Raw genomic sequence first — 26,115 nt, 5'->3', positions numbered from 1 at the left:
TGTATCGGCGACGACAACGCGGCCAGGCGGCGATCCGATCCGCGGAGGTGCCGGATGGGACTTCGACGCAGGGCCTGTTCGACACAGGGCTTAGGTGTGACACAGTGCCTAGGTGTGACACAGGGCCTAGGTGTCTCGCAGCGAGGTATACAGCGCGGCGAGCTCCCGTATTCCGGTCGCCGCGCTCGCCTCGTCCTCGGTGCTCATGCGAAGCGCCTTGCGTAGCAGCACGGGATCGAGATCGTCCATCGCGGAACGGAATTCGACCTTCGGGAGGCCCGGAAGGGGCGTCTCGTCGCCGTACGGATCGTCGCTCTGGACCGGTCGCGGGTCCCGCTCGATGCCGCGGATGAGCGTGTCCAGGTCCAGTCCGCGCAGCGTGAGAATCTCGCGGGGCCGCTCGTCGAGTCGCTCGGCGAGCAGGTAGCAGACCGCCGCGACGTGTTTGCATGGCCAGCCCGGGTCCGGACAGGTGCAGTCGAAGTCCAGCTCGGCCGCCGTACTGGGCAACAGCAGCGAGCCGAGCCCGGTGGGCAGCGCGCCCGAGGCGATCTCGGCCAGCATGCCCGGCGAGCTGCGGATCGTCTCGATCAGCAGGTCCAGTTCCTCCTCGCGCACCGCGCGCACGCGGAACGCCGAGGTGAACGGGCGCGGCTGGCTGCCCTGCACCTCCGCGACCACCGCACCCGGCTCGATCCGATAACTCACCACCTGCCCGGACCGCGCATAGCTGCGCCCGCGGGCCAACCGGCCCGGCTCGGCCATCGCCTCGACCGCGTCGATCAGCGCCCTGCCCCACCAGGTGCGCCCGAATCCGCCGCGGCGGCTGCGCGCCGCGACGCCGCCCTCGACCGGCAGTCGCTTGCCGTACTTGCTGTAGTCCTCGAACGTCATTCACCCACCGCCTCGGCGCCGAGGGCGAACAGGTCGCGCAGTTCGTCGGTGCTCAGCTCGGTGATCCAGTTCTCCCCCGCCCCGACGGCCAGGTCCGCGAGCCTGCGCTTGCCGTTGATCATCTCGTCGATCCGCTCCTCGATCGTGTCGACGCAGACGAGCTTGCGCACCTGCACCGCGCGCTGCTGCCCGATTCGGAACGCGCGGTCGGTCGCCTGGTTCTCCACCGCCGGATTCCACCAACGGTCCAGGTGCACCACGTGATTGGCGGCCGTCAGGTTCAGTCCGGTACCACCGGCCTTGAGCGACAACAACATCAACGGCGGCCCGTCCTCGGACTGGAATCCGGTGACCATGGCGTCGCGACGGCGCTTGGGCACGCCGCCGTGCAGGAACGGGATCGGGGCGCCGAAGCGCTCGGCGAGGAACGGCGCGATCAGCTCGCCGAACTCGCGGAACTGGGTGAACAGCAACGCCTTCTCGCTGTCGGCGAGCACCGCGTCCACCACGTCCTCGACCAGGGCCAGCTTGCCGGATCGGTGCTTGCCGCGGGTCAGGACGCCGGAGCCGTCGCCGAGGAAGTGCGCGGGGTGGTTGCACACCTGTTTGAGGCGGGTCAGCGCGCCGAGCACGGCGCCCTTGCGCGCCATGCCTTTCGCGTTCCTGATCTTCTCCATCATGTCGTCGACCACCGCCTGGTACAGCGCGGCCTGCTCGACGGTCAGGTTGGCGCGCACCGTCATCTCCAGCTTTTCCGGCAGGTCGCTGATGACGGAGGGATCGGTCTTCACCCGGCGCAGCACGAACGGCTGGGTGACGAACCGCAGCCGCGAGATCGCGTTCTGATCACCCTCCCGTTCGATCGGCACCGCGAACCGCGCGCGGAAGGTCTGTGGGCTGCCCAGCAGTTTCGGCATCGCGAAATCGAGGATCGAGCGCAGCTCCTCCAACCGGTTCTCGACGGGAGTTCCGGTGAGCGCCAAGCGGTGTCGCGCCCGCAGCGCGCGGGCGGCGCGGGCCTGTCGCGTCCCCGCGTTCTTGATGTGCTGGGCCTCGTCGAGCACGACGCGTTCCCAGTCCTGCTTGCTCAACGCTTCGATGTCCCTGGCGAGCAGCGAATAGGTGGTGAGCACCAGGTCGGCCTCGGCCACCGCCGCATTCAGTTCCGCGCCGCCGCGCCGACCCGCGCCGTGGTGCACCAGCACCCGCAGGTCCGGCGCGAACCGCTCGGCCTCGCGCTGCCAGTTGCCGACCACCGACATCGGGCATACCAGCAGCGTCGGGCCGGGATCCGCGGACTGTTCCCGCTCGTGCACGAGCAGTGCCAGCACCTGCACCGTCTTGCCGAGGCCCATGTCGTCGGCGAGGATGGCGCCGCAACCCATTCGGCTCATGGTGACCAGCCAGGACAGGCCGCGCAGCTGATAGGGGCGCAGCTGCGCCTTCAGGCCGCTCGGGGCGGGGACCGGCTCCGCGTCGTGCCCGCGATCGAGCAGTTCGGCCGCCCATCCGGTGGCGGTGACCTCGGTGATCGGCACCTGCTCGACCCGGCTGCTCGCCAGTTCGCCGATCATGTCGGCGAAGGTGATCGGCGAATCGTCGCTGTGCGCGGCGACATAGCGGGCCGCGGCGGCGAGCGCCTTGTGATCGGCCTGCACCCATTCGCCGCGCAACTGCACGAGATCGGATTTGGCGCGAATGAGACGCGCCATCTCGGCCTCGGTCAACACGGTGTCGCCGAGCGCCAATTCCCAACGGTAACGAACCAATCCCCGCATGCCGACGGTGCTCTCCGCCGCGGGAACCGCGCTCTCCACCCGCAGCCGCATGGACGGGGCGGAGATGCTCCACGCGCGCGGCAGCAGCAACCGGATGCCCGCCGCCTGCAACGCGTGCGCGCCGTGCGCCACGAGATCGGCCACCACCTCGGTCGGCAAGAGCAGATCCATGGTGCGCGGATCGGTCGGCAGGTCGCGCAGCCTGGGATAGGCGCGCTGCGCCTCCCCCAGCTTGTCGATGACGGTGCGGACCAGGCTCGGGTCACCGTGCAGCGGGATCGGCGCGGGCGCCTCACCCTCGGTGCGCAGGCAGACCTCCAGGCGCCACAGCGCCACCGAGTCGTCGGCGAAGCCGAGCTCGCCGTCCGGCTCCAGCAGGCGCAGTACCAATTCCGGCTCGTCCACGGTCAGTCCTGCGCGCCAGCGTTCCAGCACCTCGGCCAGCTGATGGCTGCCGCTGCCGAGGGGGCTGTCGCCGACCAGCGCGGCCAGCAGCGGATGCGACAGCGGCGGCGCGTCCATCGACCGCCTGGCGATCGGGTCGGTCAGCTCGCCGACGAGATCCTCCAGCACGGCGGCGGGCCGCCCGGCCACGTGCAGGGCGGCCGGGGCGGCCACCGCGAGCTCGGCCAGCCAGGCACGCTGACGTGCGCCGCCCACCAACCGCCACCGCACCCACCATTGGCCGTCGTCCCTGCGCAATTCGGGCACGATCCGCCCGGCCCGCACCCACCGCTCGACACCGTGCGCGACGTGGGCGAGGAAGCGCAGATCACCGGATACGGCCGAGGCGGGCAACGGCTGGCGCAGCGCCGCGGCGGCGGCCTCCGGCGCGAGCGCGTGCGCGGGCACCGTGACCCGCTCGGCCGCGCCCGACGCGGGCACGAGAACCTCGGCCCGATGCCGGAACCGCGACGCGCGCAGGACGCCGCCCAGCGGGTCGGGCAGTGCGTCCGGCACCCCGTCGTCGGTCCACAGCAGCAGACCGGCCCCTGGCGACCACAGTCCGTGCAGCATCCGCCCATCCAATCAGGCGGGTCCGACATCTCGCCGCCGCGCCGTCCTGGATTTCTGGCGCTGAGCGGAACATACTGGGATATCCGCTGGTCACGACTGAGAATCACAGCTGAGTGTCAAGGAAGCGGAGGGCAGCAGCATGACAATTCTGCTCCAGGTAACCGAGCAGAGCTTCTCGCCTACAACGCCGTGGGAGCGGCGCAAGTTCACCTTCGTCAACGCCGCAAAGATCGTCGGGATGCGTCTCGACGGTGTGGGCGGCGTGTGGATCGACCTGTCACGCCCAGGGGAATCACAGCACCTGGCTCAGGTCCCGGACCCGCACGTGGCGATCACCTTCCTGCTCACCACCTTCGCCAAGATCGCCGAGTGCGAGGAACGCGGCGGCTCCTGGCTGATCGGGCACGACGGGATGCACACCGAGTCCATCGCGGCCACCAGATTCCCGCCGCGAGCGACCGAGGTCGCCGGCGACGACCTGCTGGCGCGCGCCTGGTTGTGAGGCCGCGCACGCTCCACAACTGATCAGCTCGCTTGTCGCAAGACCCACGAATGTCGGTGCACACGAGTACAAGTGGCATCGTGCGTACTCACGTCCAGGGTCGGTTGCTCGCGCCGCTCGTCGCGGCGCTGCTGCTCGCGGGCTGTGGAGGGTGGTCCGCGGGCCAAGTCGCCCCGGCACCGGGCAGCCCGAGCAGGGCTCAGCTCGAACAGTTGCTCGCCGAGGTCAGGGTGATCGCCGAGCGCACGCGACCCGGCGGCTACGAGCGCGGCTGCGGCAACGGACAGGGCTGTGTCTTCGGCCCGTCCTGGACCGACGACTACGAGGGCCCCGGCGGGCACGACGGCTGCGACACCCGCAACAACGTGCTCGCCGCCCAGCTCACCGACGTGCGCTTCCGGGAGGGCACGCGCGACTGCGTCGTCGTGTCGGGCACCCTCGACGACCCGTACACCGGCGATCGACGCGCCTTCCGCAAGGCCGACGCGGGCGACGCGCAGATCGATCACGTCTATCCGCTGGCCGCCGCCTGGGACATGGGCGCGTCCACCTGGCCGCCGCAGCGCCGCGTGCTGTTCGCCAACGACGTCGAGACCAACCTCCTGGCCACCTCGGCGCGCGTCAACCAGGCCAAGGGCGACGGTACGCCCTCGGAGTGGTTGCCGCCTTCGCGCGCCGACCACTGCTTCTACGCGGGCCGCTACCTCACCGTCGCGGTGCGCTACGACCTACCTGTCACCGAGGCGGACAACGCGACGTTGCACGACATCGCCCGCACTTGCCCGTGACGGCGCGCCCGCCCTCCGGCGGCGACTCGTGCGCCGAGTACTTACTGCGCGCCCGTCGCGACCGGTCGTTTGGGATCGTTGGACCACTGCGACCAGGACCCGGGATACAGCGCGGCCTCGACGCCCGCGACGGCGAGCGCGGCGACCTGGTGGGCGGCGGTGACGCCGGAGCCGCAGTAGACCGCGACCGGGCCGGAGCCGAATCCGGCGAAACGCTCGCGCAATTCGGCCGCGGCGCGGAAATGCCCGTCCGCGTCGAGGTTCTCGGCGGTCGGCGCGCTCACCGCACCGGGGATGTGTCCGGCCTTCGGATCGACCGGCTCGACCTCGCCGCGATACCGCTCGCCCGCGCGGGCGTCGAGCAGCACACCCTTCCACTTGGCGACGGCGTCGGCGTCTACCACCGGCAGCTTGCCCGGTCGCAGCTCGACGTCGCCGAGTTCCGGATCGGGTTCGGCGCCGGAGATCAGTTCACCGCCCGCACTGGTCCAGGCGGGCAGGCCGCCGTCGAGGATGCGGACATCGGCGAGACCAGCCCAGCGCAGCAGCCACCACGCCCGCGCGGCAGCCATGCCGCCGGTCGCGTCGTAGACGACCACCGGGTCGCCGGTGCGGATACCCCAGCTGCGCGCGCACTTCTCCAGCTGCGCGATATCGGGCAGCGGATGCCGTCCACGCGCGGGCGAGGGCGGTGCGGCCAGTTCGGTCTCCAGATCGACGAAGACCGCACCGGGAATGTGCCCGTCGAGGTAGTGCTGCGGCCCGTCCGGGTCGCCCAGCGCCCACCGCACGTCGAGTAGGCGAAACCGCCTGTCCGCCAGTGCTTCCCGAAGTTCCCCCGCAGAGATCAGTACCGCGCTCAACCCAGCTCCTCGTCCAGTTTCCCTCGCGCGCCGACCCTCCCACCATAATGGACGCTGTCGGACGAGGTCCGTCGATTGCCCGCGCATGGCCGCAGCGAAGGCGGAGGTACGCCTAGGCATCGCGCGCCGCCGATGTGCGCACTCGCGCGACATACCCGCCGGTAGGGACCGCGCGAAGTCGGTCCAGTTTCCGGGCACTGGCCGGTGACACGCCGTGTGACCAGCGGCAGTATCCGGACAATGACCAAGGTTTCCGCGCCCACCGACCCCGATACCGAGCCGCGGGAAGCAATCACCGCCGGGCTCGCGCAGCCGCTTGGGGCGGGCGTGGTGACCGCCCTGGTCGGGTTCACCAGTTCGTTCGCGGTGGTGCTGAGCGGGTTGACGGCGGTGGGCGCCACCGCGGCTCAGGCCGCGTCCGGACTGCTCGCGGTGTGCGTCACCCAGGGTATCGGGATCATCCTGCTCAGCTACCACTACCGGATGCCGATCACGCTGGCCTGGTCGACGCCCGGCGCCGCGCTGCTCGCGAGCACGGGCGCGATCGCGGGCGGCTGGCGGGCCGCGCTCGGCGCTTTCGCGCTGACCGGCGTGCTGATCCTGATCACCGGGCTCTGGCAGCGGCTCGGGAACCTGATCGCCGCGATTCCGGTCGAGATCGCGCAGGCCATGTTGGCGGGCGTGTTGTTGCCGCTGTGCCTCGCGCCGGTGCGGGCGGTGGCGACCAGTCCCGCGGTGGTGGTCCCGGTGATCGTGGTGTGGCTGGTTCTCCAGCGGTTCGCCAAGCGCTGGGCGGTGATCGCCGCGTTCGGCGTCGCCGCCGTCGGTGCGGGCGTGAGCATCGTGGCCGAGCATCGCGACCTCGACCTCGCCGCCATGGCGCCGACGGTGGAACTGGCCCTGCCGCAGTGGAATTGGCAGGCGATGATCGGCATCGCGATCCCGCTCTACATCGTCACCATGGCCTCGCAGAACATCCCGGGCACCGCGGTGATGCGGTCGTTCGGCTACCGGGTGCCGTGGCGGGCGGCCATGACCGTCACCGGTGTCGGCACCATCCTCGGCGCGCCCGCGGGCGGCCACGCGATCAACCTGGCCGCGATCAGCGCCGCCCTGTCCGCCGCGCCTGCCGCACACCCGGATCCGAAGCGCCGCTGGATCGCGGCCTGCACCGCGGGCGTCGCCTACGTGCTGCTCGCCCTCGGCTCCGCAGCCCTGGTCACCCTGGTGGCCGCCGCACCGGAGGGCACGCTGGAGACGGTGGCCGGGCTGGCGCTGCTCGCGACACTGGCCACGGCGCTGGCGGGCGCACTGCGCGCAGAAGAACACCGCGAGGCGGGCGTGATCACCTTTCTCGTCGCCGCGTCCGGCGTCGGATTCCTCGGCATCGGGGCCGCGTTCTGGGCCTTGATCGGGGGCCTGATCGTGCGCTGGGCACTGCGCACGCGCGCCACCGCTACCGGCTGAGCAGGGTGAGCGGGTCTTCCAGGAGACCTGCGGTGGTGGCGAGGAAGCGCGCGGCCAGTTCACCGTCGATCATGCGGTGGTCGAAGCTGATGCCGAGCGTGGTCACCCAGCGGACGGCCAGCTCGTCGCGAAACACCCAGGGCCGACGCCGAATCGAGCCGAGGCACAGGATCGCGGCCTCACCGGGATTGACCAGCGGCACCCCGGCGTCGACGCCGAAGACACCGACGTTGGTGAGTGTGAAGGTGCCGCCGCGCAGGTCGGCCGGGGTCGCCGAGCCGGAGCGCGCGGTCTCGGCCAGCCAGCCGATCTCGCGGCACAGGTCGCGCAGGCCGAGCGATTGCGCCTCTTTGAGATTGGGCACCAGCAGGCCGCGGCCGGTGGCCACCGCGATGCCGAGATTCACGTAGTGCTTCGTGACGATCTGCTGATTCGCCTCGTCCCAGCAGGCATTCACGCCGGGGAACTCCGCGATCGCGGCGAGCGTCGCCTTGGCGACCAAGGCCAGCGGCGTGAGCGTCAGTCCGGCAAAGGATTTGGTGGTGCGCAGGTGGTCGAGCAGCTCCATCGACGCGGTGCAGTCGAGCGTGACGAAGACGCTGGCCTGCGGGATCGTCCGCGCGCTCGCCGACATGGCCGCCGCGGTGCGCTTGCGGATGCCGGTGATCGGTGCGCGTTCCTCGCGCACCGAGGGGCGAATCACGCCGGCGTCCTGGTCCGATGCCGGGGGCGCCGGGCTCGGCGCGGGCGCGAGGTCGGTGCGGTGCGTGGAGGGCCGCGGGGGCGAGACGGGCACCGCGCCGCGCACGTCTTCGACCGTGACCGCGCCGTTCGGACCGGAACCGGCGACGAACCACAGGTCGATGCCGAGTTCCTTGGCCAGTTTGCGAGCGGCGGGCGTCGCCGCGGCGCGCGCTTCCGGCGCGGGCCTGCGCCTGCGCGACTCGGCCTCGCCTTCGGGCCCGTAACCCACGAGCACCGATTTCCGGCCGTTGCCGTCCGCGGTGTCGGGTCCTGGCGACGGCTCACCGGCCGCCTCGGGCTCGATCTGGGCGGCGGCCACCGCCGTTGGCGGCGACGCGGTCCGCACCCGGATCAGCGGCGCGCCCACCTCGACCGTCTCCCCCGGCTCGGCGAGCAGCTCCTCGACCCGTCCCGCGAACGGCGAGGGAAGCGCGACCACGGCCTTGGCGGTCTCCACCTCCGCGATGGTCTGATTCAGCTCGACGTCGTCGCCGACGGCCACCGACCAGGACACCACCTCGGCCTCGGTGAGCCCCTCCCCGAGATCCGGGAGCCGGAATTCGAGAACGTGGCCGTCGTCTTCCACGAAGTGCCTCTCGGATCGGATCGATGGTCAGGCGGCGAGCGAACGATCGACCGCGGCGAGGATGCGATCGGCGTCGGGCAGGTGGTGCTTCTCGAGCTTAGCCGGGGGGTAAGGGATGTCGAACCCGCCGACCCGCAGCACCGGCGATTCCAGGTGATAGAAGCAGCGTTCGGTGATCCGCGCCGCGATCTCGGCGCCGAGCCCGCCGAAGACGGGCGCCTCGTGCACGACGACCAGCCTGCCGGTCTTGTCGACCGATTCCTCGACGGTGTCGAAATCGATCGGCGCGAGGCTGCGCAGGTCGATCACCTCGAGCGAATGTCCTTCCTCCGCGGCGATTTTCGCGGCAGTCAACGCCGTAGAAACGGTGCCGCCGTACGCGACGACGGTGGCGTCCGCACCGGTGACGCACACCCGGGCCCGATCCATCGGAAGCTCGGGCGGGGCGCCGAAATCGACGTCGGCCTTGTCCCAGTAGCGCCGCTTCGGCTCGAAGAAGACGACCGGGTCGTCCAGCGCGATCGCTTGGCGCAGAAGGTGGTACGCATCGGCCGGGTTGCTCGGCGAGACCACCCGAAGCCCGGCGGTGTGCGCGAAGTAAGCCTCCGGCGATTCCGAATGATGCTCCACCGAACCGATGCCGCCGCCGAACGGAATGCGAATCGTGATGGGCGCGATCACCTTTCCCTTGGTGCGGTAGTGGATCTTGGCGACCTGGGAGACGATCTGGTCGAACGCCGGATAGACGAACCCGTCGAACTGGATCTCGCAGACCGGGCGATACCCGCGCAGCGCCATGCCGAAAGCCGTTCCGACGATGCCGGATTCGGCCAGCGGGGTGTCCACGACGCGGTTGTCGCCGAAGTCCTTCTGCAGCGTGTCGGTCACCCGGAAGACGCCGCCGAGCTTGCCGATGTCCTCGCCCATGAGCACGACCTTCGGATCGTCCTCCAGCGCCCGGCGCAGCCCGGTGTTCAGCGCGTTGGCGAAGGTGGTGATCATGGGCGTGCTCCTTCCTGTCCCGCGGAGGACGGACCGGGGTCGCCGGTCAAGTACTCCGCGTATTCCCGCCGCTCTTGGTCGAGCAGCGAATGCGCTGTCGCGTAGACGTGGTCGAACAGCTCCATCGGCGCCGGGTCGGGCATCTCGATGGTCGCGGTGCGCACCTGCCGCGCGACGTCGTCGGCATGGGCGGCGACCCGCCGTTCCCAGTCCTCGTCGAGCAGACCCTCCCGCGCCAGCAGTCTGCGCACCCGGTCGATCGGATCGCGACGCTTCCACTCCTCGGTCTCGGCCGCGGAGCGGTACCTGGTCGGGTCGTCGGCGGTGGTGTGCGGGCCCATCCGATAGGTGAGCGCCTCGATGAAGGACGGCCCGCCGCCCGAGCGCGCCCGCGCAACGGCCTGCCTGGTCACCGCGAGCACCGCCAGCACGTCGTTGCCGTCGACCTGCACGCCGGGCATGCCGTACCCGTACGCCCGACGCGCGATCGGCGTCGCGCTCTGCACCCGCACCGGCGCGCTGATCGCCCACTGGTTGTTCTGGCAGAAGAAGACCACCGGCGCGCTCCAGCTCGCGGCGAAGCCGAGCGCCTCGGCGATGTCGCCCTGGCTGGTCGCGCCGTCGCCGAAGTAGGCGATGGTGGCGATCTCGGCGCCGTCCAGGTGCGCGGCGTAGGCGTATCCAGTGGCGTGCAGGCCCTGCGATCCGACCACGATGTTCGGGTTGGTCATGTTCACCGCGCCCGGATCCCAGCAGTAGTGCGCCGCACCGCGCCACAGGCGGGTGAGGTCGGCGGGCGGGACGCCGCGGCAGTAGGCGACGGCGGCTTCGCGGTAGCTGCAGAACACGTAGTCGTCGGCGTGCAGGGCGCGCGCCGAGCCGACCTGGGCGGCCTCCTGCCCGAGCAGCGGCGGCCACAGTCCGAGCTGGCCTTGGCGCTGCAACGCGGTCGCCTCGACGTCGATGCGGCGGGTGACCACCATGTCCTCGTAGAGCGCGCGCAGCTGGTCCGGCCCGACGTCGGCGACGAGGGCGGCGTGCTTGCGATCGAGAACGCGGCGGCCGTCGGGCTGGATCAACTGCACCGGGTATGTGGGCTTCTCCGCCATGACCGCTCGCCTCCTCATCTGCGCCGAGCACGAATGTGTCCTACTTCACAGCATCCACGAGAAGGCGGTCTGCGCAAGTGGCCGACATACGAATGAGCAGAATGCTCAAATCGGTCGGTCCAATTGGTGTCATACTGCGTTGTATGTCCAGTAAGGAACCCGTCGACGCCACGTTGGACGCCACCGACGCGCGCCTGCTGCTGGAGCTGGTGGCCAACCCGAGGGCGACCGGCGTGGAACTGGCCAACCGCCTCGGCCTGTCCCGCAACACCGTGCAGGCGCGGCTGTCGCGGTGGGAGGCGAGCGGTGTACTCGGGAGCTTCGAACGACGGGTGCAGCCAAGGGCGCTGGGGTATCCGCTCGCCGCGTTCGTCGCGGTGGTCGTCGATCAGCACCAATTGGATTCGGTGGTGGACGAACTCGCCGAGGTCCCCGAGGTCACCGAGGTGTGCGGCATGACCGGGCTCACCGACCTCACCGTCCGGATCGTCGCCCAGGATGCCGACGACCTCTATCGAATTGCCGGGCAGATCCTCAAGATTCCGGGCGTGGAGCGCACCAATATGGCGCTGGTGATGCGGGAACTCGTGGGTCCGCGTACCGCTCCGCTGCTGGACAGGCTGGCCGGAACCAGCTGAGTTCCCGCCCGCGCTCCTCCCGCCCATCTCCGGCCGTGCATATGGTGCGGGCATGGAGATTTCGGGCAAGGTCGCGATCGTCACGGGGGCGGGCGCGGGAATCGGGGCGGCGCTGGCGCGGCGGCTCGCCGAGCGCGGGGCGCGAGTCGTGGTCGCCGACCTGGACGCGGATTCGGCTGCCACGGTAGCGGAATCACTTGGCGCACAGGCTGTGTCAGTCGGCGGAGACGTCTCCGACGAGCGCGTGATACAGGCGCTGATCGACCGCGCCGAAGCCGAATTCGGCCCGGTGGACCTGTATTTCGCCAATGCGGGCATCGGCGGCGGCCCCGGCCTGGACAGCACCGACGCGCAGTGGTCGGCCGCGCTGGAGGTGAACGTGCTCGCCCACGTTCGCGCCGCTCGCCTGCTCGTCCCCGGCTGGTCGGCGCGCGGCGAGGGGTACTTCGTCGTGACCGCCTCGGCCGCGGGGTTGCTCACCCAGATCGGCTCCGCACCGTACTCGGTCACCAAACACGCCGCCGTCGGCTTCGCCGAATGGCTCTCGGTCACTTACGGGGACAGCGGGATTCGGGTCAGCTGCGTCTGCCCGATGGGCGTCGACACCGAGTTGCTGCACGGCGATCCGATCCCCGGCGACGAGGCGGCCGCCGCGCTGGCGATCAAGGCGGTCACCTCGGCGGGCGCGGTACTCTCGCCACGACATCGGGCGGATGGTGCCGGGCGAGTGCCAGGTCGACCTGGCCGACCACGCCGATTACCCGCGGTTCCGCGCCTGGCTGACCGAACAGCTCGAGCTCGGGATCGCCGGGGGCGCCGTCAGTCGGTGACGAGCTCGGCGGCCGCGGTGCGGATCACCTCGGGGATCTCGACCGGCTTGCGCGTCTCGGAGTCCACGTAGACGTGCACGAAGACGCCCGTGGCCGCGAGCTCGAGCGAGCCGTCGGCGTCACGGAAGATCGCCAGGTCGTAGGTGATGCTGGAGCGGCCGAGCCGGGAGATGCGCAGGCCGACCTGGAGCTGGTCCGGGAAGCTGATCGAACCGAGGTACTGGCACGAGGTCTGGGCGACCACGCCGAGGGCGGGCAGATCCCTGATGTCGGTGCCGGTCGCGTGCATCAACCAGGCGTTCACCGCGGTGTCGAAGTACGAGTAGTACGTCACGTTGTTCACGTGGCCGTAGTGGTCGTTGTCCGCCCACCGAGTCGGTACCGGCCAGAGCACGGGATACTGCTGTGTCACCCGGCCGACGATAGCTCAGCGGGGGCCGCGCCCTGCCGGTGGTCGCGGGGACTGACCCCGAAGTGGCGTTTGAAGGCGGCGCTGAGCGCGAACGCCGAGCCGTAGCCGACCTGGCGCGCGATGGCCTCGATGGTGGCGTCCGATTCCTGGAGCAGGTCGGCCGCGAGCGCGAGGCGCCATTCGGTGAGGAAGGCCATCGGCGGTTCGCCGACCAGATCGGTGAACCGCCGGGCCAGCGCGGCGCGGGACACGCCGACCGCCTCGGCGAGGCTCGCGACGGTCCAGCCGTGCGCCGGGTTGTGCTGGAGCAGGCGCAGCGCCTTGCCGACGAGCGGATCGCTGTAGGCGTGGTACCAGGCGGGTGCGTCGTTGCGGGCGAACCAGGCGCGCAGCGCGGCGATCAGCACCAGGTCGAGGAGGCGGTCCAGCACCGCGCCCTGGGCGGGCTGATCCTTGGTGGCCTCGTCGGCGAGGATGTCGAGCAGGCGGCTGTCGAAATCGCCGTGCGGGAGCACCGCGATGGGCGGCAGGGCGCGCAGCAGGCGTTGGCTCGCCGCACCCGCGGACTCGTAGGTCCCGGTCACCATCATGGTGGCGCCTTCCGGGTCGGTTCCCCATTGCCGGACGCCGAGACTCAAGGTCTCGCAGAGGATTTCACCTCCGGGGGTCTTGGTGACCTGGCCGGGGTGGATGATGATCTGCGGCGGCGTCGCCGGATCGTCGGCGACGGTGTAGGGATGCGGGCCGCGGAAGATCGCGACGTCGCCCGCGTGCAATTGGCGCGGTTCGCTGGTCCCCGAAACCCTGTTTGCCTCTTGCGATTTCGGCTTCGCGCCGGGCGCTGGGCGGTCCGGGACGATCCAGGCGGTGCCGCGGATCATCGACAGCACGGTGAGCGGCGCTTCGTCCTGGATGCGCAACGACCACGGCGGATCGAGCAGCGAACACATCAGGAACGCGCCTCTGGCACGTGGACCTTCGAGCAGACTGGCGAGCGCATCCACAGGTCCACAGTAGACGCACACGCATGGTTGCGAGCGGCTGAACCATGTTCCGTCTCGGCTCCGGGCGATGTACTCAATACATGAACAGCAACGACAGCGCCCAGCCCCGCATCCTCGTCACCGGAGGCACCGGTAAGACCGGTTCCCGGGTGGCGGACCGGCTCGCGGCGAGCGGCCACGAGGTCCGCATCGGGTCTCGTTCCGCGGAGATTCCGTTCGACTGGACAGACCGCAGCACCTGGGGGCCCGCACTGACCGATATGGACGCCGTCTACCTCGCCTACCAGCCCGATCTCGCCGCTCCGGGCGCTCCGGACGTCATCCGGGCGTTCGGCGCCGCGGCCAAGGCCGCAGGCGTGCGCAAGCTGGTGCTGTTGTCCGGACGCGGCGAACCCGAAGCGCTGGAGTGCGAGTGGATCGTGCGGGAATCCGGCCTGGCGTGGACCGTGGTGCGCTGCGCCTTCTTCGCCCAGAACTTCAGCGAGGGCGCGTTCGCGGACTACATCCTGTCCGGCGCGGTGGCGCTGCCCAACGGCGACGTGCCGGAACCGTTCGTGCACGCCGACGACATCGCCGACGTGGTGGTCGCCGCGCTGACGGAATCCGGGCACGACGGCGCGGTCTACGAGCTCACGGGACCGCGTGCGCTGTCCTTCGCCGAGGCGACCGCCGAGATCGCGAAGGCCACCGGCCGCGACATCCAATTCGTCCCGATCACCCGCACCGACTTCGTTGCGGGCCTGACCGAATACCAGGTTCCGGCGGACGAGATCAGCCTGCTGGACTACCTCTTCGGCACCCTGCTCGACGGCCGGAACTCCGCCACCACGGATGGTGTGCGGCGCGCGCTCGGGCGCGAGGCCAGGGACTTCAGCGAGTACGTCGCCGAGACCGCGGCGGCCGGGGTGTGGGCGGTAACGGAGGTGCCCGTGCACTGAGAGTGCCAGCCGTGCCGGAAGGAGGTGCGAGCCGACGACGACCGCGCCGCGGTTCCCGCCGAATACTTAGCATTTGTCATGGAATTCGCGCGGAGGCGTGGCGCACAGATCGACGAATCGACCACGCCGGACAACGCGATTCTCCGGAATACCGGACGCCGCAGACCGGTTGAAATTGTCAGAAGTGAAATGTACCCACCCGCGGACGTGGAGTTCAACGGCGAGCGCCACGCAACCGGACCACCTCGGGCCGACGATGTCCCGAACCGGCCCCGTGGGTGGGTGCTGAGGGGTCGTGAGGGGTTTGTCCGGGCATGTCGGCCGGTTAGCGCGGTCGCCGCTCCACCGCGCATGCTGGCGGTGCCGCCACCTGCGAGTACTGCCGGTCGGAGGCGCAGGGGCCGAAGCCCGATGGATGCCGGGCGGATCGGGGCCGCGACGGTGGTCTCGGCGTAGACGATGGGACACATCGCCCGCAGCCTCGACTTCGATGGCTCGTCGACGGGCAGATCAGCGACCGTAGGCAAGGTAGCGCCGCCGAAGGCGGGAGTTCGCACCCGAATCCTCGCCCATGCGCCAGGACGGGATCGCATGGCTGATTCGTCGGTGCGCCTCCCGGATTCAGTCGTCGGCACGCCCATCCCGTGGGTGCCAACGCAGCGGGCTCTATGGTGGCGATCAGTGGGCGTCGTCCGAGGTCCTTGTGTCGCTGGGGGATTCGACGGCGGGCTTCGACTCGGCCGGGGCGACGACACCCGCCTGCCAGGCGCAGAGGAGGACGGCGAGGAGCGGGACCACCATGGCGGTGCTGAGGGGGATCAGCTCGGTGAGCCAGCCGATGATGGCGGGGCCCGCGAGCAGGCCGAGATAGCCGAGGCCGAAGACGCGGGACATGTCGGTGGCGGCGGTGCGGGTACCGAGATTGCCTGCGGCCGTGAAGATCTGTGGGACGCCGCCGGCGAGGCCGAGGCCGCAGAGCGCCCAGCCGATCAGCGTCAGCGGCGTCCAGGGCGACAGCATGATGAGGCCGAGGCCGAGGGCGGCGAGGAGGGTTCCGTAGCGAACCACGGCGACCCGGCCGAATGCGCCGCTGACGCGGTCGGCGGCGAAGCGGCCCGCGGTCATGGTCACCGAGAACGCGCCGAACGCCAGCGCGGCGGTGGCTTGGTCGACGCCGAGGTGTTCGCGCATGTGCAGGGTGCTCCAGTCGGCGGCGACGCCTTCCGCGAGCAACACCGCGAAGGCGAGCGCGGCCAACGCCAGCACCTTGCGCCCGTGCCCGGGTTCCGGGACGGCGGCGGCGTCCTCGGTGTGCGCCGGGCCGATCACTTCCGAACCGGGCGGCTCCGGCCGGTGTGGCGTGGCGGCGCCGGGCAACAGGCGCGGAACGCTTCCTGCCAGCAGCGCCAGGCAAGCCACCGAGGCCAGAACCAGCGTGACGCGCACGTCCCAGCCCGCGCGCAGAGCGGCGGCGCCGAGCAGCGAACCCAGCAGCCCGCCGCCGGAGAACAGGGCGTGGAACGCCGACATGATCGGGCGTCGATAGGCCCGCTCGACCTGCACCGCTTGGGCGTTCATCGAGACGTCCAGCGCGCCGTTGCCGAAGCCGAAGCAAGCCAGCGCCGCACCCAACGACACCGGGCCCGTCGCGAACCCCGGACCGAGCACGGCCACCGACGCTATGAACGCCGCCGCACCCACCAGCCTGCTGCTGCCGAACCGGTCGGCGAGCGGCCCCGCGATCCGCATGCCGACGATGCCGGCACCCGCCATCAGCAGAATGAACATGCCCAACGTCGAATGGGAAACACCCGTCCGATCGGTGATCACCGGGATGTGCACGACCCACATCGCCAGCAGGAACCCGTTCAGACCGAACACCGTGAAGACCGCTCCCCGCGCGAGGCGAGTCCGCCCGTCGACCGTCATGGCTGGCACCACTTCGACGGTACCCGGCAGTGACGCGACCGATGCTGCGTTCCTGAGCTCGGAGGCAGCGGCACGGATCGGATCGGCTTTCGTGGTTGACCGTCAGCCGGATGCCGTGGTCGACCCTCGACGATCCGACCGACAACGCGGTCGGCGAACGCCTCGACGAGCGTCCCGTCCCCGCAGGTGAGCTTCCCCAATCCGCCCCAACCCTGGCGCGCCTACAGGTACATCCCCGATTCCGGGCGGGCCGCGGTGGTGTCGATGCGGCCCGCGCCGTGTTGCAGGGCGAGGAGTTCGGCGAGGGAGAGGCCCTCGTCGGGGATGGTGGCGGCGGAAGGGCCGAGCCTGCGGCGCGCTTCGGCGGCCGAGAGGCGGCCGATCTCGAGTTGCGCCAGGCAGCGGCCGGGGCGGGTGACGGCGGGGTGCAGGCGGGACAGGTCCTCGTTGGTGGTGATGGCGACGAGCACGTCGCGGCCTTGGCCGAGCATGCCGTCGGTGAGGTTCAGCAGTCGCGAAAGCCCCTGGCCCGCCGAGGCTTTCGCTTCGGCCCTGATGAGCTCGTCGCAGTCCTCCAGCACCAGCAGCCGCCAGCGGCGGCGTTCGTCGTCGACCTCGGTCGCGGCCGACATGAGGTAGCCGGGCTGACTGAACAGCATCTCCGGATCCAGCACACAGTCGACCTGGCACCACGGCTCCCACGCCCTCGCCAGAGCGCGCAACGCCGTGGTCTTCCCGGTGCCGGGCGGGCCGTGCAGCAACAGCAGCCGCCCGCGAATGTCGTTCGGCGTCAATGCCATCAACCGGTCCAGCGCGCTCGCGGCAAGATCCGGGTAATTGCGGCGGATATCCGACCAGACCGGTGTCTCGATGTCGTGTTGACGCCGCCGGGGACCGTGCTGCCCGTGCAGGTACCAGAACCCCATCTGGATGCCGTCGTCCACCTCGGACGGTTCCTCGGCGTCTCGGATCGATTCGGCCAGAATGTCGTTCGCCAATTCGTCGGTGACGGCCGTCACCTCGACCACCGCGGACCGGTCGGCCCACCGGTCGGCGCGCAGCGTCCAGCCCTCGCCGACCACGAGGATCGACCGGCTGTTGTCCTCCTCGATGGCGCGGGCGACCCGCGAACCCGCCGGGCGCAGCGGCGCGTCGGCCCGCACCCGTTCCAGCTGCTTCTTGCGGTAGCGGGCCTGATCTCCTCGAGCGAACGGCGTCAGCGCGAGCACATCGAGCACATCGCGCGGTGAGTAGTACGAATCCAGTGCGACGGACCACCGCAGGCTCTCGGCCGGATCGGCCGGACCCGTCTCGGGCCCGATCAATCGAAGTGGTTCCTTGCGTTCCAACATTCCGACCATGATCGGCGTGTCGGACCGGCGGCGTCCACCGAATTAACCCATGACGACACGAAGCGGCCCCCCGCTCCAGTGGAACAGGGGGCCGCCGTACTGCGCGTTTACAGTGCCTCGAGCTCTACAGCGCCTTGAGTTCTTCGGTGACGGCGCCAACGGATTTCTTGGCGTCGCCGAAGAGCATGGAGGTGGTGTCGGCGTAGAACAGCGGGTTGTCGATGCCGGCGAAGCCGGAGTTCATCGACCGCTTGAGCACGATCACGGACTTGGCCTGGTCGACGTTGAGGACCGGCATGCCGTAGATCGGGCTGGAGGCGTCCTCGCGGGCGGCGGGGTTGGTGACGTCGTTGGCGCCGATGACCAGGGCGACATCGGTGCGGCCGAACTCGCCGTTGATGTCGTCCATTTCCTTCATCGCGTCGTAGGACACCTCGGCCTCGGCGAGGAGGACGTTCATGTGCCCGGGCATGCGACCGGCGACCGGGTGGATGGCGTATTTGACCTCCACACCCTTCTTCTCGAGCAGTTCGGCCATCTCCTTGACCGCGTGCTGAGCTTGGGCCACGGCCATGCCGTAGCCGGGGACCACGATCACCTGGTTGGCGTAGGCCATCTGGATCGCGGCATCCGCGGCGGAGGTGGCCTTGGCCTGCTTCTGCTCGCCACCACCGGCGCCCGGCGCGGTGCCGCCGCCACCGAACCCACCGGCGACGATGGCCGGGATGGAGCGGTTCATGGCCTTGGCCATCAGGTTGGTCAGGATGGTGCCGGACGCGCCGACGATCATGCCCGCCACGATCATCGCGGTGTTGTTCAACGCCAGACCCGCCGCCGCGGCGGACAGACCGGTGAGCGCGTTCAACAGCGAGATGACCACGGGCATGTCCGCGCCACCGATGGGCAGCACCACCATCAGGCCGAGCACACCGGCGGCCAGGAGCAGCAGCACCATCCACCACCACGGTGCGCCACCGTCGGCGGCGCCCAGGCCGATGACCACGGCCGCGGCGATCGCGACCACCAGCAGCAGCAGGTTCAGCGGCTGCTGCAAGCGGCCGATGCCGATCGGCTTGCCGGGCAGGATCTCCTGCAGCTTGCCGAAGGCGATCAGCGAGCCCCAGAACGAGACCGAACCGATGATCGCGGCGAACAGCGAGCCGACGATGATGTGCACGGTCGGTTCTTCCCCGTGCTGGAAGTCCGAGAACCCGGTGGTGTCGAGGAACTCCGCCCACGCGATCAGCGCGACCGTGCCACCGCCGACGCCGTTGAACGCGGCCACCAGCTGCGGCATCGCGGTCATCTTGGTGAACCGGGCCGGTGGCACACCGAGCCCGACACCGACGACCAGGCCCGCGACGATGATGATCCAGTTGCTGGTGTCGCGCACCGCGATCAGGGTCGCGATGACCGCGATGCCCATACCGACCGCGGCGATCCAGTTGCCGCGCACCGCGGTCTTCGGGCCGGTCAGGCCCATCAGACCGTAGATGAACAGCGAGAACGCGACGATGTAGAGGATGTTGACCAAGTTGTCCATGACGTTTACTCGCCCGCCTTCTCGACCGCGGCGACCGGCTTCTTGCCCTTGAACATGCCCAACATCCGGTCGGTCACCACGAAACCACCGATGACGTTCAGGGTTCCGAAGACCACGGCGACGAACAGAATGAGCTGGATGCCGATCGAGGGATCCTCCACCCGGCCCAACGTCACCAACGCACCCAACACCACGATGCCGTGAATCGCGTTGGTACCCGACATCAATGGCGTGTGCAGAGTGTTGGGGACCTTGGAAATGACAGCGAAACCGACGAACCCGGACAGCACCAGGATCGCGATGTTCGCCAACAATTCGGTATACATCAGTTCACCTCACGAGTGACGCAGGAATCGGCCAGCACCTGATCGTCGAAGTCGGGGGCCACCTTGCCGTCGACCAGCATCAGCTCCAGCAGGGCCGCGATGTTCTTGGAGTACAACTCCGAGGCGTGCTCGGGCATGGTCGCGGGCAAGTTCAGCGGCGAGGCGATGGTGACACCGTGCTTGACCACGGTCTCACCGGGTTCGGTCAGCTCGCAGTTACCGCCGGTCTCACCGGCCAGGTCCACGATGACGCTGCCCGGCTTCATGCCCTCCACCGCGGCGGCGGTCACCAGCCGCGGCGCGGGGCGACCCGGCACGAGCGCGGTGGTGATCACCACGTCGAAGCCCTTGATCGCATCCTCCAAAGCCTGCTGCTGGCGGGCCTTCTCCTCGTCGGTCAGCTCACGCGCGTACCCGCCCTCACCGGCGGCGTCGATGCCCAGGTCCAGCCACTGCGCACCCACCGACCGCACCTGATCGGCGACCTCGGGGCGCACGTCGTAGCCGGTGGTGCGGCCACCGAGCCGCTTGGCCGTCGCGAGAGCCTGCAATCCGGCGACACCGACACCGAGCACCAGCACGGTCGCGGGCTTCACGGTGCCCGCCGCGGTGGTCAGCATCGGGAAGAACCGCGTGGACTCCGACGCCGCCAAGAGGACGGCCTTGTATCCGGAGACATTCGCCTGGGAGGACAACGCGTCCATCACCTGCGCACGCGAGATCCGCGGAATCGCCTCCACCGCGAAAGCCTGCACACCGGCCGTTTTCAGCGCGGCGATCTGGTTGTCGGCATTGCGCGGAGCCAGGAATCCGATCAGCGTCTGTCCGTCCGACAGCTTGGCCACCTCGGCATCGCTCGGTGGGGCCACCTTCACGACCACCTCGGCCGACCAGGGATCGCCGATGGTCGCACCGGCGGCCTCGTAGGCCTCGTCGGGAATGAGCGCACCCAGTCCGGCGCCGGCTTCCACGACCACATCGACGCCCTGCTTCAGCAGCGCCGGAATGATCTTGGGCACCAGAGCGACACGCCGCTCGCCCGCGTTGGACTCGCGAACGACTCCGACACGCGCTCCGCGCGGCGACGAGTCGCCAACGTTTTGCGTTGTCTCCACTGTCAGACTTCCCTCTCGTGCTGGCTGTTGGCCACCGACCGATGTCCGGACGAAGTTACTTACGAGTAAGTTCGCCAAAAATCCTCGCAACTGTACCCGGCTCGCCGTGAGCGTAGCTGAGATGCCCATCACAGGGCGGGGTCGGTTTCCGCCCAAATGTCGGATTTGCACCGCGTCGACGCGGCCCGTCGACACCTCCGTTCCCATCACGCCGCGGCGATCGCCTCTGTTGTGATGGTCGTCCGCGCAGGTGAGCGCCACAAGATCGAACCTCCAGGTCTCTTACTTACCCGTACGTCAGCGAACTGGTCAGGCGCTCGAGACCGAGCCGCGGAGTGATGGGCGTCATGTTCGAAGGAGGGTTCGGGGTGTTCCGCGCCACTCGTACGCCGTATGGTCGCGGGTGTGAACGACTGCGTCTTCTGCCGCATCGTGGCGGGTGAAGCTCCGGCAACCAAGGTCTACGAGGACGCACTGCTGTGCGCGTTCCTCGATATCCGTCCCGTCGCGCGTGGACACACGCTCATCGTGCCGAAACGGCACGCGACCGAACTGGAGGATCTCGACGCCGATGTCGGCGCACTGATCTTCCGGGCCGGACACCGGATCGCGCTGGCGATGCGACGCAGCAGTCTGGCTGCCGACGGCGCGAACCTTGTGCTCAACGACGGCAGAGCCGCGTTCCAAACCGTTCCGCACATCCACTTGCACGTCATCCCGCGCAGGCACGGCGACAAGCTCAGCTTCGCCAAGGGCTTCCTGCTGCGCAGGCCGCACGACCCGCAGAGCACCGCCGCCGCCATCCAGATGGGCCTGGCGACGCTCGCGCGTCAGGACGACACCCAGGATGTGGGCACCGAGGAAGGAACGGCATGACCGACCAGACGACAGACCGCGCCGAACTGACCGCGCTGCTGGCCGAACAGTGGGACGCCATCGCGGCCTTGGTCGCCGATCTGGATGAGAACCGGTGGCGCACACCGTCGCGGCTGCCCGGCTGGACCGTGTTCGACGTGGTCGCGCACGTGGTGGGCACCGAATCCTGGCTGCTCGGGGAGAAGCCGCCGCCGCACGATCCGATGCGCGAGAAGACCGACGTCCGGTCGCTGCCGCACGTCCGCAACGAGCTCGCGGTGCTCAACGAGATCTGGGTCGACCGGCTGCGCCCGCTGCCCGGTGCGCGCCTGCTGGAGCTGTTCCGCGACGTCACGGACCGGCGGCTGGCGGCGCTGCGCGAGACGGACGACGCCGCATGGACGACGCCGACCGTCTCGCCGATCGGGCAGGTCCCCTACGGCCGGTTCATGCGGGTGCGGCTGTTCGACTGCTGGATGCACGAACTCGACATCGCCGACGCGCTCGGCGTCCGGGTGGACGAGGGCGGCAGGCGCGCGGAGCTGGCGTTCGCCGAGTTCTCCGGGTCGCTGCCCCGGGTGGTCGTCAAGCTCGGCAAGGCGCCCACCGGGTCTCGCATCGCCTTCGTGCTGACCGGTGCGCTCGAGCAGACCCTGCGCATCGCGGTCGACGAGCGCGCCTCCTTCGTGGACGCCTTCGACGGCTCCGCCGATGTCGAGATCACCATGGACTCCGGGCTTTTCGTGCGGCTGGGCGGCGGCCGCCGTCAGGCGGCCGACCACCTCGGCGACATCGCGGTCACGGGCGACGAGGAACTCGGCGGCCGCCTGGTCAGGCATCTGGCCTTCACCCTCTGAGCCGTGCGACTGTTCCTGGCCGCCTATCGGTTCGGCAAACATCCGGATCGGCTCGCCGCGCTCGTCGGCGCGCCGGGCCGAGTCGCCGTGATCCCCAACGCCTGTGACGCCTGGCCCGCCGCGTGGTCGTCGGCGGTGACCAGCGACCTGGTGCCGCTGCGCAAGCTCGGATACGCCCCCGAGGTGCTCGATCTGCGCGACTACGTCGGGCGCGCGGCGGATCTGGAGCGGCGGCTGGCCGAATTCCCGCTGATCTGGGTACGCGGCGGCAACACCTTCGTGCTGCGCGCCCAATTCGCCCGCAGCGGAGCCGATCTCGCGCTCACCCGGCTGCTCGCCGCCGACGCGCTCGTCTACGCCGGGTACAGCGCGGGCGCCTGCCTGCTCGCCCCGGACCTGCACGGCCTGGAGACGATGGACGATCCCCGCGAGGTACCGCCGACCTGCGGCGTCGAACCACGCTGGGACGGACTGAATTTGGTGGAGCGCCGGATCGTCCCGCACATCGACTCCCCCACCGACCCGGACGGCCTCGGCAACCGGCTCGCGGCGGACTACCGCGCCGAGGGCATTCCGCACTGGGCCCTCACCGACGACGAGGTGGTCCTCGTCGACGGCGACCGCGCGGAGATCCTTCGCTGACCTCCGCGCTCCCTCCATATGTATTCCTCGCATAGGCACCGACTGTGTGAGGAGTGCGAAAAGGAGCGGTCAGGCTGCGGTGGTGGTGTTGCGGAAGACGATCCAGCGCATAGCGCTGTACATATAGAGGGCCTCGCAGGCTCCCGCGAGCAGGCGCGCGAGGTGGTATTCGAGGCCGAGGGCGGTCAGTCCGCTGCCGACGCCGAGGATGAAGGCCACGTAGTTGATCACGACGACCACGATGTACACCGCGGCTTGCCTGCCGACGGGGGCGTGCGAGTGGAAGTTGAAGGTGCGGTTGAGCACGAAGGCCAGTCCGAACGCGCAGACGTAGGCGAGCGTGATCGAGACCGGCACCGGCCAGTTCCACCAGCCGTGGAACAACGTCAGCAGCACCAGGTCGACCCCGAAGGTGAAGCTGTTGATCAGCGCGAAACCGAGGAACGTCGGCGGGACGACCCGGTCCAGCCCCAACGGCAGCCGCGCGACGACGATCTCGCACCAGCGGGTGAACCGGTCGGCAAGGGAGTCGGTGGCGACGGCCAGATCGGGCACGCGGCCAGCATGGCAGCGGCAGGTGACCGTCAGGTGAGCTGCCGGCAAACCGGCGGGGACTCGGCGGATCTCGAGTACTGCCGATCCGGCGTCGTAGATCAGCCGATCTGGCCCAGCGGTTCCGGGCGGTCCAGGCTCGACCACGCCATCAGCCAGCGGCGGCGGGTGACGTCGTCGGCGTCGGCGAGCAGCGCGTCCAGCAGGATCCTTGGATCGCGGCGCCATTGCTCGGCAACCGTCGCCAGCGCCTCCTTGCCGAACAACCCGGACCGGTCCAGCGCGGTGAGCCAGGTACCGAACTCGCCCGCGTGGATGCTGCGCAACGCCTCCAGATCGACGGCGCCGTCGGCGAACTCGTCGGCGAACAGCGCGCCGACGAGCTCTCGGTAGTCCGGTGATTCGACCCGCATGCCGTCAACCCTCCGAATGTGTGGCAGGTCTCCGGAATGGTCGAACGATCCGTCGGCCGCGGGCGTCCACCGTCACGACGACGGCCGGTCCGCGCACGGCGAGCCCCTGCACCCGCGATTCTTGCCCGACGCGCCGCGAATTACCAGTCCGGCCGTACCAGTCGCCCGGAACGGCATAGTGTGGACAGGCGTGGACCTGCATGAACTCGTCGCCGCGCTACCCGAGCACGCGGTGCTCACCGACCCCGATCTGCTGACCGGCTACAAGCAGGATTGGGCCCGCGATCCGGACGCGGGCACGCCCGCGGCGGTCGTCCGCGCCACCACGACCGAGGACGTCGCGGCAACCCTGCGCTGGGCGCACGAGCACCGGGTGCCGGTGGTCCCGCGCGGCGCCGGGTCCGGACTGTCGGGCGGCGCCACCGCGGTGGACGGCGGCATCGTGCTGAGCACCGAGCGGATGCGCGCGATCACCGTCGACCCGGTCACGCGGACCGCAGTCGTGCAGCCGGGTCTGCTGAACGCGGAGGTCAAGCGGGCGGCCGCCGAGCACGGGCTCTGGTACCCGCCGGATCCCTCGTCGTTCGAGATGTGCTCGATCGGCGGCAACGCGGCCACCAACGCGGGCGGGCTGTGCTGCGTGAAGTACGGCGTCACCACCGACTACGTGCTCGGCATGGAAGTGGTGCTCGCCGACGGGACTCCGGTGCGGCTTGGCGGTCCTCGGCTGAAGGATTCCGCGGGCCTCTCGCTCACCAAGCTGTTCGTCGGCAGCGAGGGCACGCTCGGCGTGATCACCGAACTCACCCTGCGCCTGCTGCCCGCGCAGCCGATGCAGAGCACCGTGGTCGCGAGTTTCGCCTCGCTCACCGCCGCCACCGAAGCCATCCTCGGCATCACCGGCACGCTGCGGCCGTCCATGCTCGAGTTCATGGACGCCATCGCCATCAACGCCGTCGAGGACGAGATGCGGATGGGGCTCGATCGAGAGGCCGCCGCGTTGCTGGTCGCCCGGTCCGACGCGCCGGGAGAATTCGCCGCGCGCGAGGCCGAGATCATCGTCGCGGCCTGCGAAAAGGCCGGAGCCACCGAGGTTTTCCACACCGAGGACGCCGAGGAGGGCGAGGCGTTCACCGCGGCGCGGCGCTTCGCGATTCCTGCGGTCGAACGGCTCGGCTCGCTGTTGCTCGAGGACGTCGGGGTGCCGCTGCCGCGCCTGGGCGATCTGGTCACCGGCATCGCCGCCATCGCCGAGCGCAACGACGTGACCGTCTCGGTGATCGCGCACGCGGGCGACGGCAACACCCACCCGCTGATCGTGCACGACCCCGCCGACGCCGACAACACGGCCCGCGCCCACCACGCCTTCGGCGAGATCATGGACCTGGCCATCGCCCTCGGCGGCACCATCACCGGCGAACACGGCGTCGGCAGGCTCAAGAAGGCCTGGCTGCCCGATCAGGTCGGCCCGGACGTGATGGCGTTGACCCGGCGGATCAAGGACGCGCTCGACCCGCACGGCATCCTTAACCCGGGCGCGATCCTCTGAGGGCCGGTACCGCCGCGGGCGGCTTATACACTCGGCACACCCCCGACCAGGCCGGAACATTCCCGCGCATGAAGGAGTTGGCATCACCATGACCACCAGGCTCGAGCACAACGCCGCCGACACCCGATTCGAGATCTACGTCGACGACACCCTGGCCGGGTACGCCGACTACGCCGAGCGCGAGGACGCCAAGGTCCGCGACTTCCACCACACCATGACCTTCCCCGAGTTCCGCGGGCAGGGCATCGCGGCCAAGGTGGTCGAGTACGCGCTCCAGGACTCCAGGGAAGCCGGCTTCACGGTGGTGCCGACGTGCTGGTACGTCGAGAAGTACATCGCCGACCACGGCGAGTACGCGAACCTGGTCGCCTGAGGTGTGACCCCGGTTGTGGGGGGGGGGGGGGGGGGGA

Annotated in this window: 26 protein-coding genes; 11 read left to right on the top strand and 15 right to left on the bottom strand. The window is 69.8% G+C overall.

Annotated elements, in window-relative coordinates; all coding sequences use genetic code 11:
• Positions 1–126 precede the first annotated feature (126 nt).
• Both ACRWNM_RS33945 and ACRWNM_RS33940 read right to left on the bottom strand, forming a co-directional pair.
• The gene (locus tag ACRWNM_RS33945; protein WP_431972257.1) at positions 127–894 is read right to left on the bottom strand and encodes an SWIM zinc finger family protein; all 768 of its coding nucleotides are present in this window, start codon (positions 892–894) and stop codon (positions 127–129) included.
• A complete protein-coding gene (locus tag ACRWNM_RS33940; protein WP_431972256.1) occupies positions 891–3,689 on the bottom strand; it encodes a DEAD/DEAH box helicase in 2,799 nt (932 codons plus the stop codon). Before ACRWNM_RS33940 ends, ACRWNM_RS33945 begins: the two co-directional genes overlap by 4 nt.
• Before the next feature lie 139 nt (positions 3,690–3,828).
• On the opposite strand from ACRWNM_RS33940, the gene ACRWNM_RS33935 reads away from it, so the two are divergent.
• A complete protein-coding gene (locus ACRWNM_RS33935) occupies positions 3,829–4,191 on the top strand; it encodes a hypothetical protein (protein ID WP_431972255.1) in 363 nt (120 codons plus the stop codon).
• Positions 4,192–4,241: 50 nt separating this feature from the next.
• On the top strand, positions 4,242–4,979 hold the full coding sequence (locus tag ACRWNM_RS33930; protein WP_431972254.1) for an HNH endonuclease family protein: 738 nt from the start codon (positions 4,242–4,244) through the stop codon (positions 4,977–4,979).
• 41 nt (positions 4,980–5,020) lie between these two features.
• Here the strand turns inward: ACRWNM_RS33930 and ACRWNM_RS33925 are convergent, their stop codons facing one another.
• Positions 5,021–5,830, bottom strand: a complete 810-nt coding sequence (locus ACRWNM_RS33925) for a sulfurtransferase (protein WP_431972298.1) — start codon at positions 5,828–5,830, stop codon at positions 5,021–5,023.
• Between the two features lie 252 nt (positions 5,831–6,082).
• On the opposite strand from ACRWNM_RS33925, the gene ACRWNM_RS33920 reads away from it, so the two are divergent.
• The gene (locus ACRWNM_RS33920) at positions 6,083–7,309 is read left to right on the top strand and encodes a benzoate/H(+) symporter BenE family transporter (RefSeq protein WP_431972253.1); all 1,227 of its coding nucleotides are present in this window, start codon (positions 6,083–6,085) and stop codon (positions 7,307–7,309) included.
• Here ACRWNM_RS33920 and ACRWNM_RS33915 read toward each other — a convergent pair.
• Genes ACRWNM_RS33915 through pdhA form a run of 3 tightly spaced genes read right to left on the bottom strand, consistent with a single transcriptional unit; the run spans position 7,299 to position 10,750 of the window.
• The gene (locus ACRWNM_RS33915; RefSeq protein ID WP_431972252.1) at positions 7,299–8,639 is read right to left on the bottom strand and encodes a dihydrolipoamide acetyltransferase family protein; all 1,341 of its coding nucleotides are present in this window, start codon (positions 8,637–8,639) and stop codon (positions 7,299–7,301) included. The two genes, ACRWNM_RS33920 and ACRWNM_RS33915, sit on opposite strands and share 11 nt — an antisense overlap.
• Positions 8,640–8,666: 27 nt before the next feature.
• A complete protein-coding gene (locus ACRWNM_RS33910) occupies positions 8,667–9,641 on the bottom strand; it encodes an alpha-ketoacid dehydrogenase subunit beta (protein WP_431972251.1) in 975 nt (324 codons plus the stop codon).
• The gene (gene pdhA / locus ACRWNM_RS33905; protein ID WP_431972250.1) at positions 9,638–10,750 is read right to left on the bottom strand and encodes a pyruvate dehydrogenase (acetyl-transferring) E1 component subunit alpha; all 1,113 of its coding nucleotides are present in this window, start codon (positions 10,748–10,750) and stop codon (positions 9,638–9,640) included. The genes ACRWNM_RS33910 and pdhA overlap by 4 nt, the downstream gene beginning before the upstream one ends.
• A gap of 143 nt (positions 10,751–10,893) precedes the next feature.
• Here pdhA and ACRWNM_RS33900 point away from each other — a divergent pair, with 143 nt between their 5' ends.
• Both ACRWNM_RS33900 and ACRWNM_RS33895 read left to right on the top strand, forming a co-directional pair.
• A complete protein-coding gene (locus ACRWNM_RS33900) occupies positions 10,894–11,388 on the top strand; it encodes an Lrp/AsnC family transcriptional regulator (RefSeq protein WP_431972249.1) in 495 nt (164 codons plus the stop codon).
• A 52-nt stretch (positions 11,389–11,440) separates the two neighbouring features.
• Entirely contained in the window at positions 11,441–12,289 is an 849-nt protein-coding gene (locus ACRWNM_RS33895) for an SDR family oxidoreductase (RefSeq protein ID WP_431972248.1), read from the top strand.
• Here ACRWNM_RS33895 and ACRWNM_RS33890 read toward each other — a convergent pair.
• Both ACRWNM_RS33890 and ACRWNM_RS33885 read right to left on the bottom strand, forming a co-directional pair.
• Positions 12,208–12,630: an acyl-CoA thioesterase gene (locus ACRWNM_RS33890; RefSeq protein ID WP_245673654.1), complete on the bottom strand. Its 423-nt coding sequence runs from the start codon at positions 12,628–12,630 to the stop codon at positions 12,208–12,210. The genes ACRWNM_RS33895 and ACRWNM_RS33890 overlap by 82 nt on opposite strands.
• Entirely contained in the window at positions 12,627–13,634 is a 1,008-nt protein-coding gene (locus ACRWNM_RS33885) for an AraC family transcriptional regulator (protein ID WP_431972247.1), read from the bottom strand. The genes ACRWNM_RS33890 and ACRWNM_RS33885 overlap by 4 nt, the downstream gene beginning before the upstream one ends.
• Before the next feature lie 80 nt (positions 13,635–13,714).
• On the opposite strand from ACRWNM_RS33885, the gene ACRWNM_RS33880 reads away from it, so the two are divergent.
• Entirely contained in the window at positions 13,715–14,572 is an 858-nt protein-coding gene (locus tag ACRWNM_RS33880) for an NAD(P)H-binding protein (protein WP_431972246.1), read from the top strand.
• Between the two features lie 678 nt (positions 14,573–15,250).
• Here the strand turns inward: ACRWNM_RS33880 and ACRWNM_RS33875 are convergent.
• From ACRWNM_RS33875 to ACRWNM_RS33855, 5 genes are all read right to left on the bottom strand, one after another.
• Positions 15,251–16,501 (bottom strand): MFS transporter, encoded by a 1,251-nt coding sequence (locus ACRWNM_RS33875; RefSeq protein ID WP_431972297.1) that lies wholly within the window; start codon positions 16,499–16,501, stop codon positions 15,251–15,253.
• 221 nt (positions 16,502–16,722) lie between these two features.
• Positions 16,723–17,853 (bottom strand): DUF5925 domain-containing protein, encoded by a 1,131-nt coding sequence (locus tag ACRWNM_RS33870; RefSeq protein ID WP_431972245.1) that lies wholly within the window; start codon positions 17,851–17,853, stop codon positions 16,723–16,725.
• Positions 17,854–17,977: 124 nt separating this feature from the next.
• Positions 17,978–19,396, bottom strand: a complete 1,419-nt coding sequence (locus tag ACRWNM_RS33865) for an NAD(P)(+) transhydrogenase (Re/Si-specific) subunit beta (RefSeq protein ID WP_431972244.1) — start codon at positions 19,394–19,396, stop codon at positions 17,978–17,980.
• A 5-nt stretch (positions 19,397–19,401) separates the two neighbouring features.
• Entirely contained in the window at positions 19,402–19,722 is a 321-nt protein-coding gene (locus ACRWNM_RS33860; protein ID WP_431971818.1) for an NAD(P) transhydrogenase subunit alpha, read from the bottom strand.
• Positions 19,722–20,837, bottom strand: coding sequence for a Re/Si-specific NAD(P)(+) transhydrogenase subunit alpha (locus ACRWNM_RS33855; RefSeq protein ID WP_431972243.1), 1,116 nt, complete (start codon positions 20,835–20,837; stop codon positions 19,722–19,724). The genes ACRWNM_RS33860 and ACRWNM_RS33855 overlap by 1 nt, the downstream gene beginning before the upstream one ends.
• Before the next feature lie 405 nt (positions 20,838–21,242).
• Between ACRWNM_RS33855 and ACRWNM_RS33850 the strand changes: the two genes are divergently transcribed.
• The 3 genes from ACRWNM_RS33850 to ACRWNM_RS33840 are packed head-to-tail and all read left to right on the top strand — an operon-like array spanning position 21,243 to position 23,191.
• A complete protein-coding gene (locus tag ACRWNM_RS33850) occupies positions 21,243–21,713 on the top strand; it encodes an HIT family protein (RefSeq protein ID WP_431972242.1) in 471 nt (156 codons plus the stop codon).
• Positions 21,710–22,549 carry a maleylpyruvate isomerase family mycothiol-dependent enzyme gene (locus tag ACRWNM_RS33845; RefSeq protein ID WP_431972241.1) on the top strand — a complete coding sequence of 280 codons (840 nt, stop codon included), beginning with the start codon at positions 21,710–21,712 and terminating at the stop codon, positions 22,547–22,549. The genes ACRWNM_RS33850 and ACRWNM_RS33845 overlap by 4 nt, the downstream gene beginning before the upstream one ends.
• Before the next feature lie 3 nt (positions 22,550–22,552).
• Positions 22,553–23,191 carry a Type 1 glutamine amidotransferase-like domain-containing protein gene (locus ACRWNM_RS33840; RefSeq protein WP_431972240.1) on the top strand — a complete coding sequence of 213 codons (639 nt, stop codon included), beginning with the start codon at positions 22,553–22,555 and terminating at the stop codon, positions 23,189–23,191.
• Between the two features lie 69 nt (positions 23,192–23,260).
• Here the strand turns inward: ACRWNM_RS33840 and ACRWNM_RS33835 are convergent, their stop codons facing one another.
• Together ACRWNM_RS33835 and ACRWNM_RS33830 are read right to left on the bottom strand one after the other, a co-directional pair.
• Entirely contained in the window at positions 23,261–23,746 is a 486-nt protein-coding gene (locus ACRWNM_RS33835) for a GtrA family protein (protein WP_431972239.1), read from the bottom strand.
• Positions 23,747–23,844: 98 nt separating this feature from the next.
• Positions 23,845–24,156: a hypothetical protein gene (locus ACRWNM_RS33830; RefSeq protein WP_431972238.1), complete on the bottom strand. Its 312-nt coding sequence runs from the start codon at positions 24,154–24,156 to the stop codon at positions 23,845–23,847.
• Positions 24,157–24,346: 190 nt separating this feature from the next.
• On the opposite strand from ACRWNM_RS33830, the gene ACRWNM_RS33825 reads away from it, so the two are divergent.
• Both ACRWNM_RS33825 and ACRWNM_RS33820 read left to right on the top strand, forming a co-directional pair.
• Entirely contained in the window at positions 24,347–25,705 is a 1,359-nt protein-coding gene (locus ACRWNM_RS33825; protein ID WP_431972237.1) for an FAD-binding oxidoreductase, read from the top strand.
• Positions 25,706–25,793: 88 nt separating this feature from the next.
• Positions 25,794–26,078 (top strand): GNAT family N-acetyltransferase, encoded by a 285-nt coding sequence (locus ACRWNM_RS33820; protein ID WP_431972236.1) that lies wholly within the window; start codon positions 25,794–25,796, stop codon positions 26,076–26,078.
• The last annotated feature ends 37 nt before the right edge of the window (positions 26,079–26,115 follow it).

It is taken from the genome of Nocardia sp. bgisy134, assembly GCF_965341865.1.
Lineage (GTDB): Bacteria > Actinomycetota > Actinomycetes > Mycobacteriales > Mycobacteriaceae > Nocardia.
This window is presented reverse-complemented; position numbering and strand designations above follow the sequence as displayed.

Bases quoted from the DNA above. Each gene is read 5' to 3' on its own strand.
- ACRWNM_RS33945 (WP_431972257.1), bottom strand. From the start codon at position 894: ATGACGTTCGAGGACTACAGCAAGTACGGCAAGCGACTGCCGGTCGAG.
- ACRWNM_RS33940 (WP_431972256.1), bottom strand. From the start codon at position 3,689: ATGCTGCACGGACTGTGGTCGCCAGGGGCCGGTCTGCTGCTGTGGACC.
- ACRWNM_RS33935 (WP_431972255.1), top strand. From the start codon at position 3,829: ATGACAATTCTGCTCCAGGTAACCGAGCAGAGCTTCTCGCCTACAACG.
- ACRWNM_RS33930 (WP_431972254.1), top strand. From the start codon at position 4,242: ATGTCGGTGCACACGAGTACAAGTGGCATCGTGCGTACTCACGTCCAG.
- ACRWNM_RS33920 (WP_431972253.1), top strand. From the start codon at position 6,083: ATGACCAAGGTTTCCGCGCCCACCGACCCCGATACCGAGCCGCGGGAA.
- ACRWNM_RS33910 (WP_431972251.1), bottom strand. From the start codon at position 9,641: ATGATCACCACCTTCGCCAACGCGCTGAACACCGGGCTGCGCCGGGCG.
- pdhA (WP_431972250.1), bottom strand. From the start codon at position 10,750: ATGGCGGAGAAGCCCACATACCCGGTGCAGTTGATCCAGCCCGACGGC.
- ACRWNM_RS33900 (WP_431972249.1), top strand. From the start codon at position 10,894: ATGTCCAGTAAGGAACCCGTCGACGCCACGTTGGACGCCACCGACGCG.
- ACRWNM_RS33895 (WP_431972248.1), top strand. From the start codon at position 11,441: ATGGAGATTTCGGGCAAGGTCGCGATCGTCACGGGGGCGGGCGCGGGA.
- ACRWNM_RS33880 (WP_431972246.1), top strand. From the start codon at position 13,715: ATGAACAGCAACGACAGCGCCCAGCCCCGCATCCTCGTCACCGGAGGC.
- ACRWNM_RS33875 (WP_431972297.1), bottom strand. From the start codon at position 16,501: ATGACGGTCGACGGGCGGACTCGCCTCGCGCGGGGAGCGGTCTTCACG.
- ACRWNM_RS33870 (WP_431972245.1), bottom strand. From the start codon at position 17,853: ATGTTGGAACGCAAGGAACCACTTCGATTGATCGGGCCCGAGACGGGT.
- ACRWNM_RS33865 (WP_431972244.1), bottom strand. From the start codon at position 19,396: ATGGACAACTTGGTCAACATCCTCTACATCGTCGCGTTCTCGCTGTTC.
- ACRWNM_RS33860 (WP_431971818.1), bottom strand. From the start codon at position 19,722: ATGTATACCGAATTGTTGGCGAACATCGCGATCCTGGTGCTGTCCGGG.
- ACRWNM_RS33845 (WP_431972241.1), top strand. From the start codon at position 21,710: ATGACCGACCAGACGACAGACCGCGCCGAACTGACCGCGCTGCTGGCC.
- ACRWNM_RS33830 (WP_431972238.1), bottom strand. From the start codon at position 24,156: ATGCGGGTCGAATCACCGGACTACCGAGAGCTCGTCGGCGCGCTGTTC.
- ACRWNM_RS33820 (WP_431972236.1), top strand. From the start codon at position 25,794: ATGACCACCAGGCTCGAGCACAACGCCGCCGACACCCGATTCGAGATC.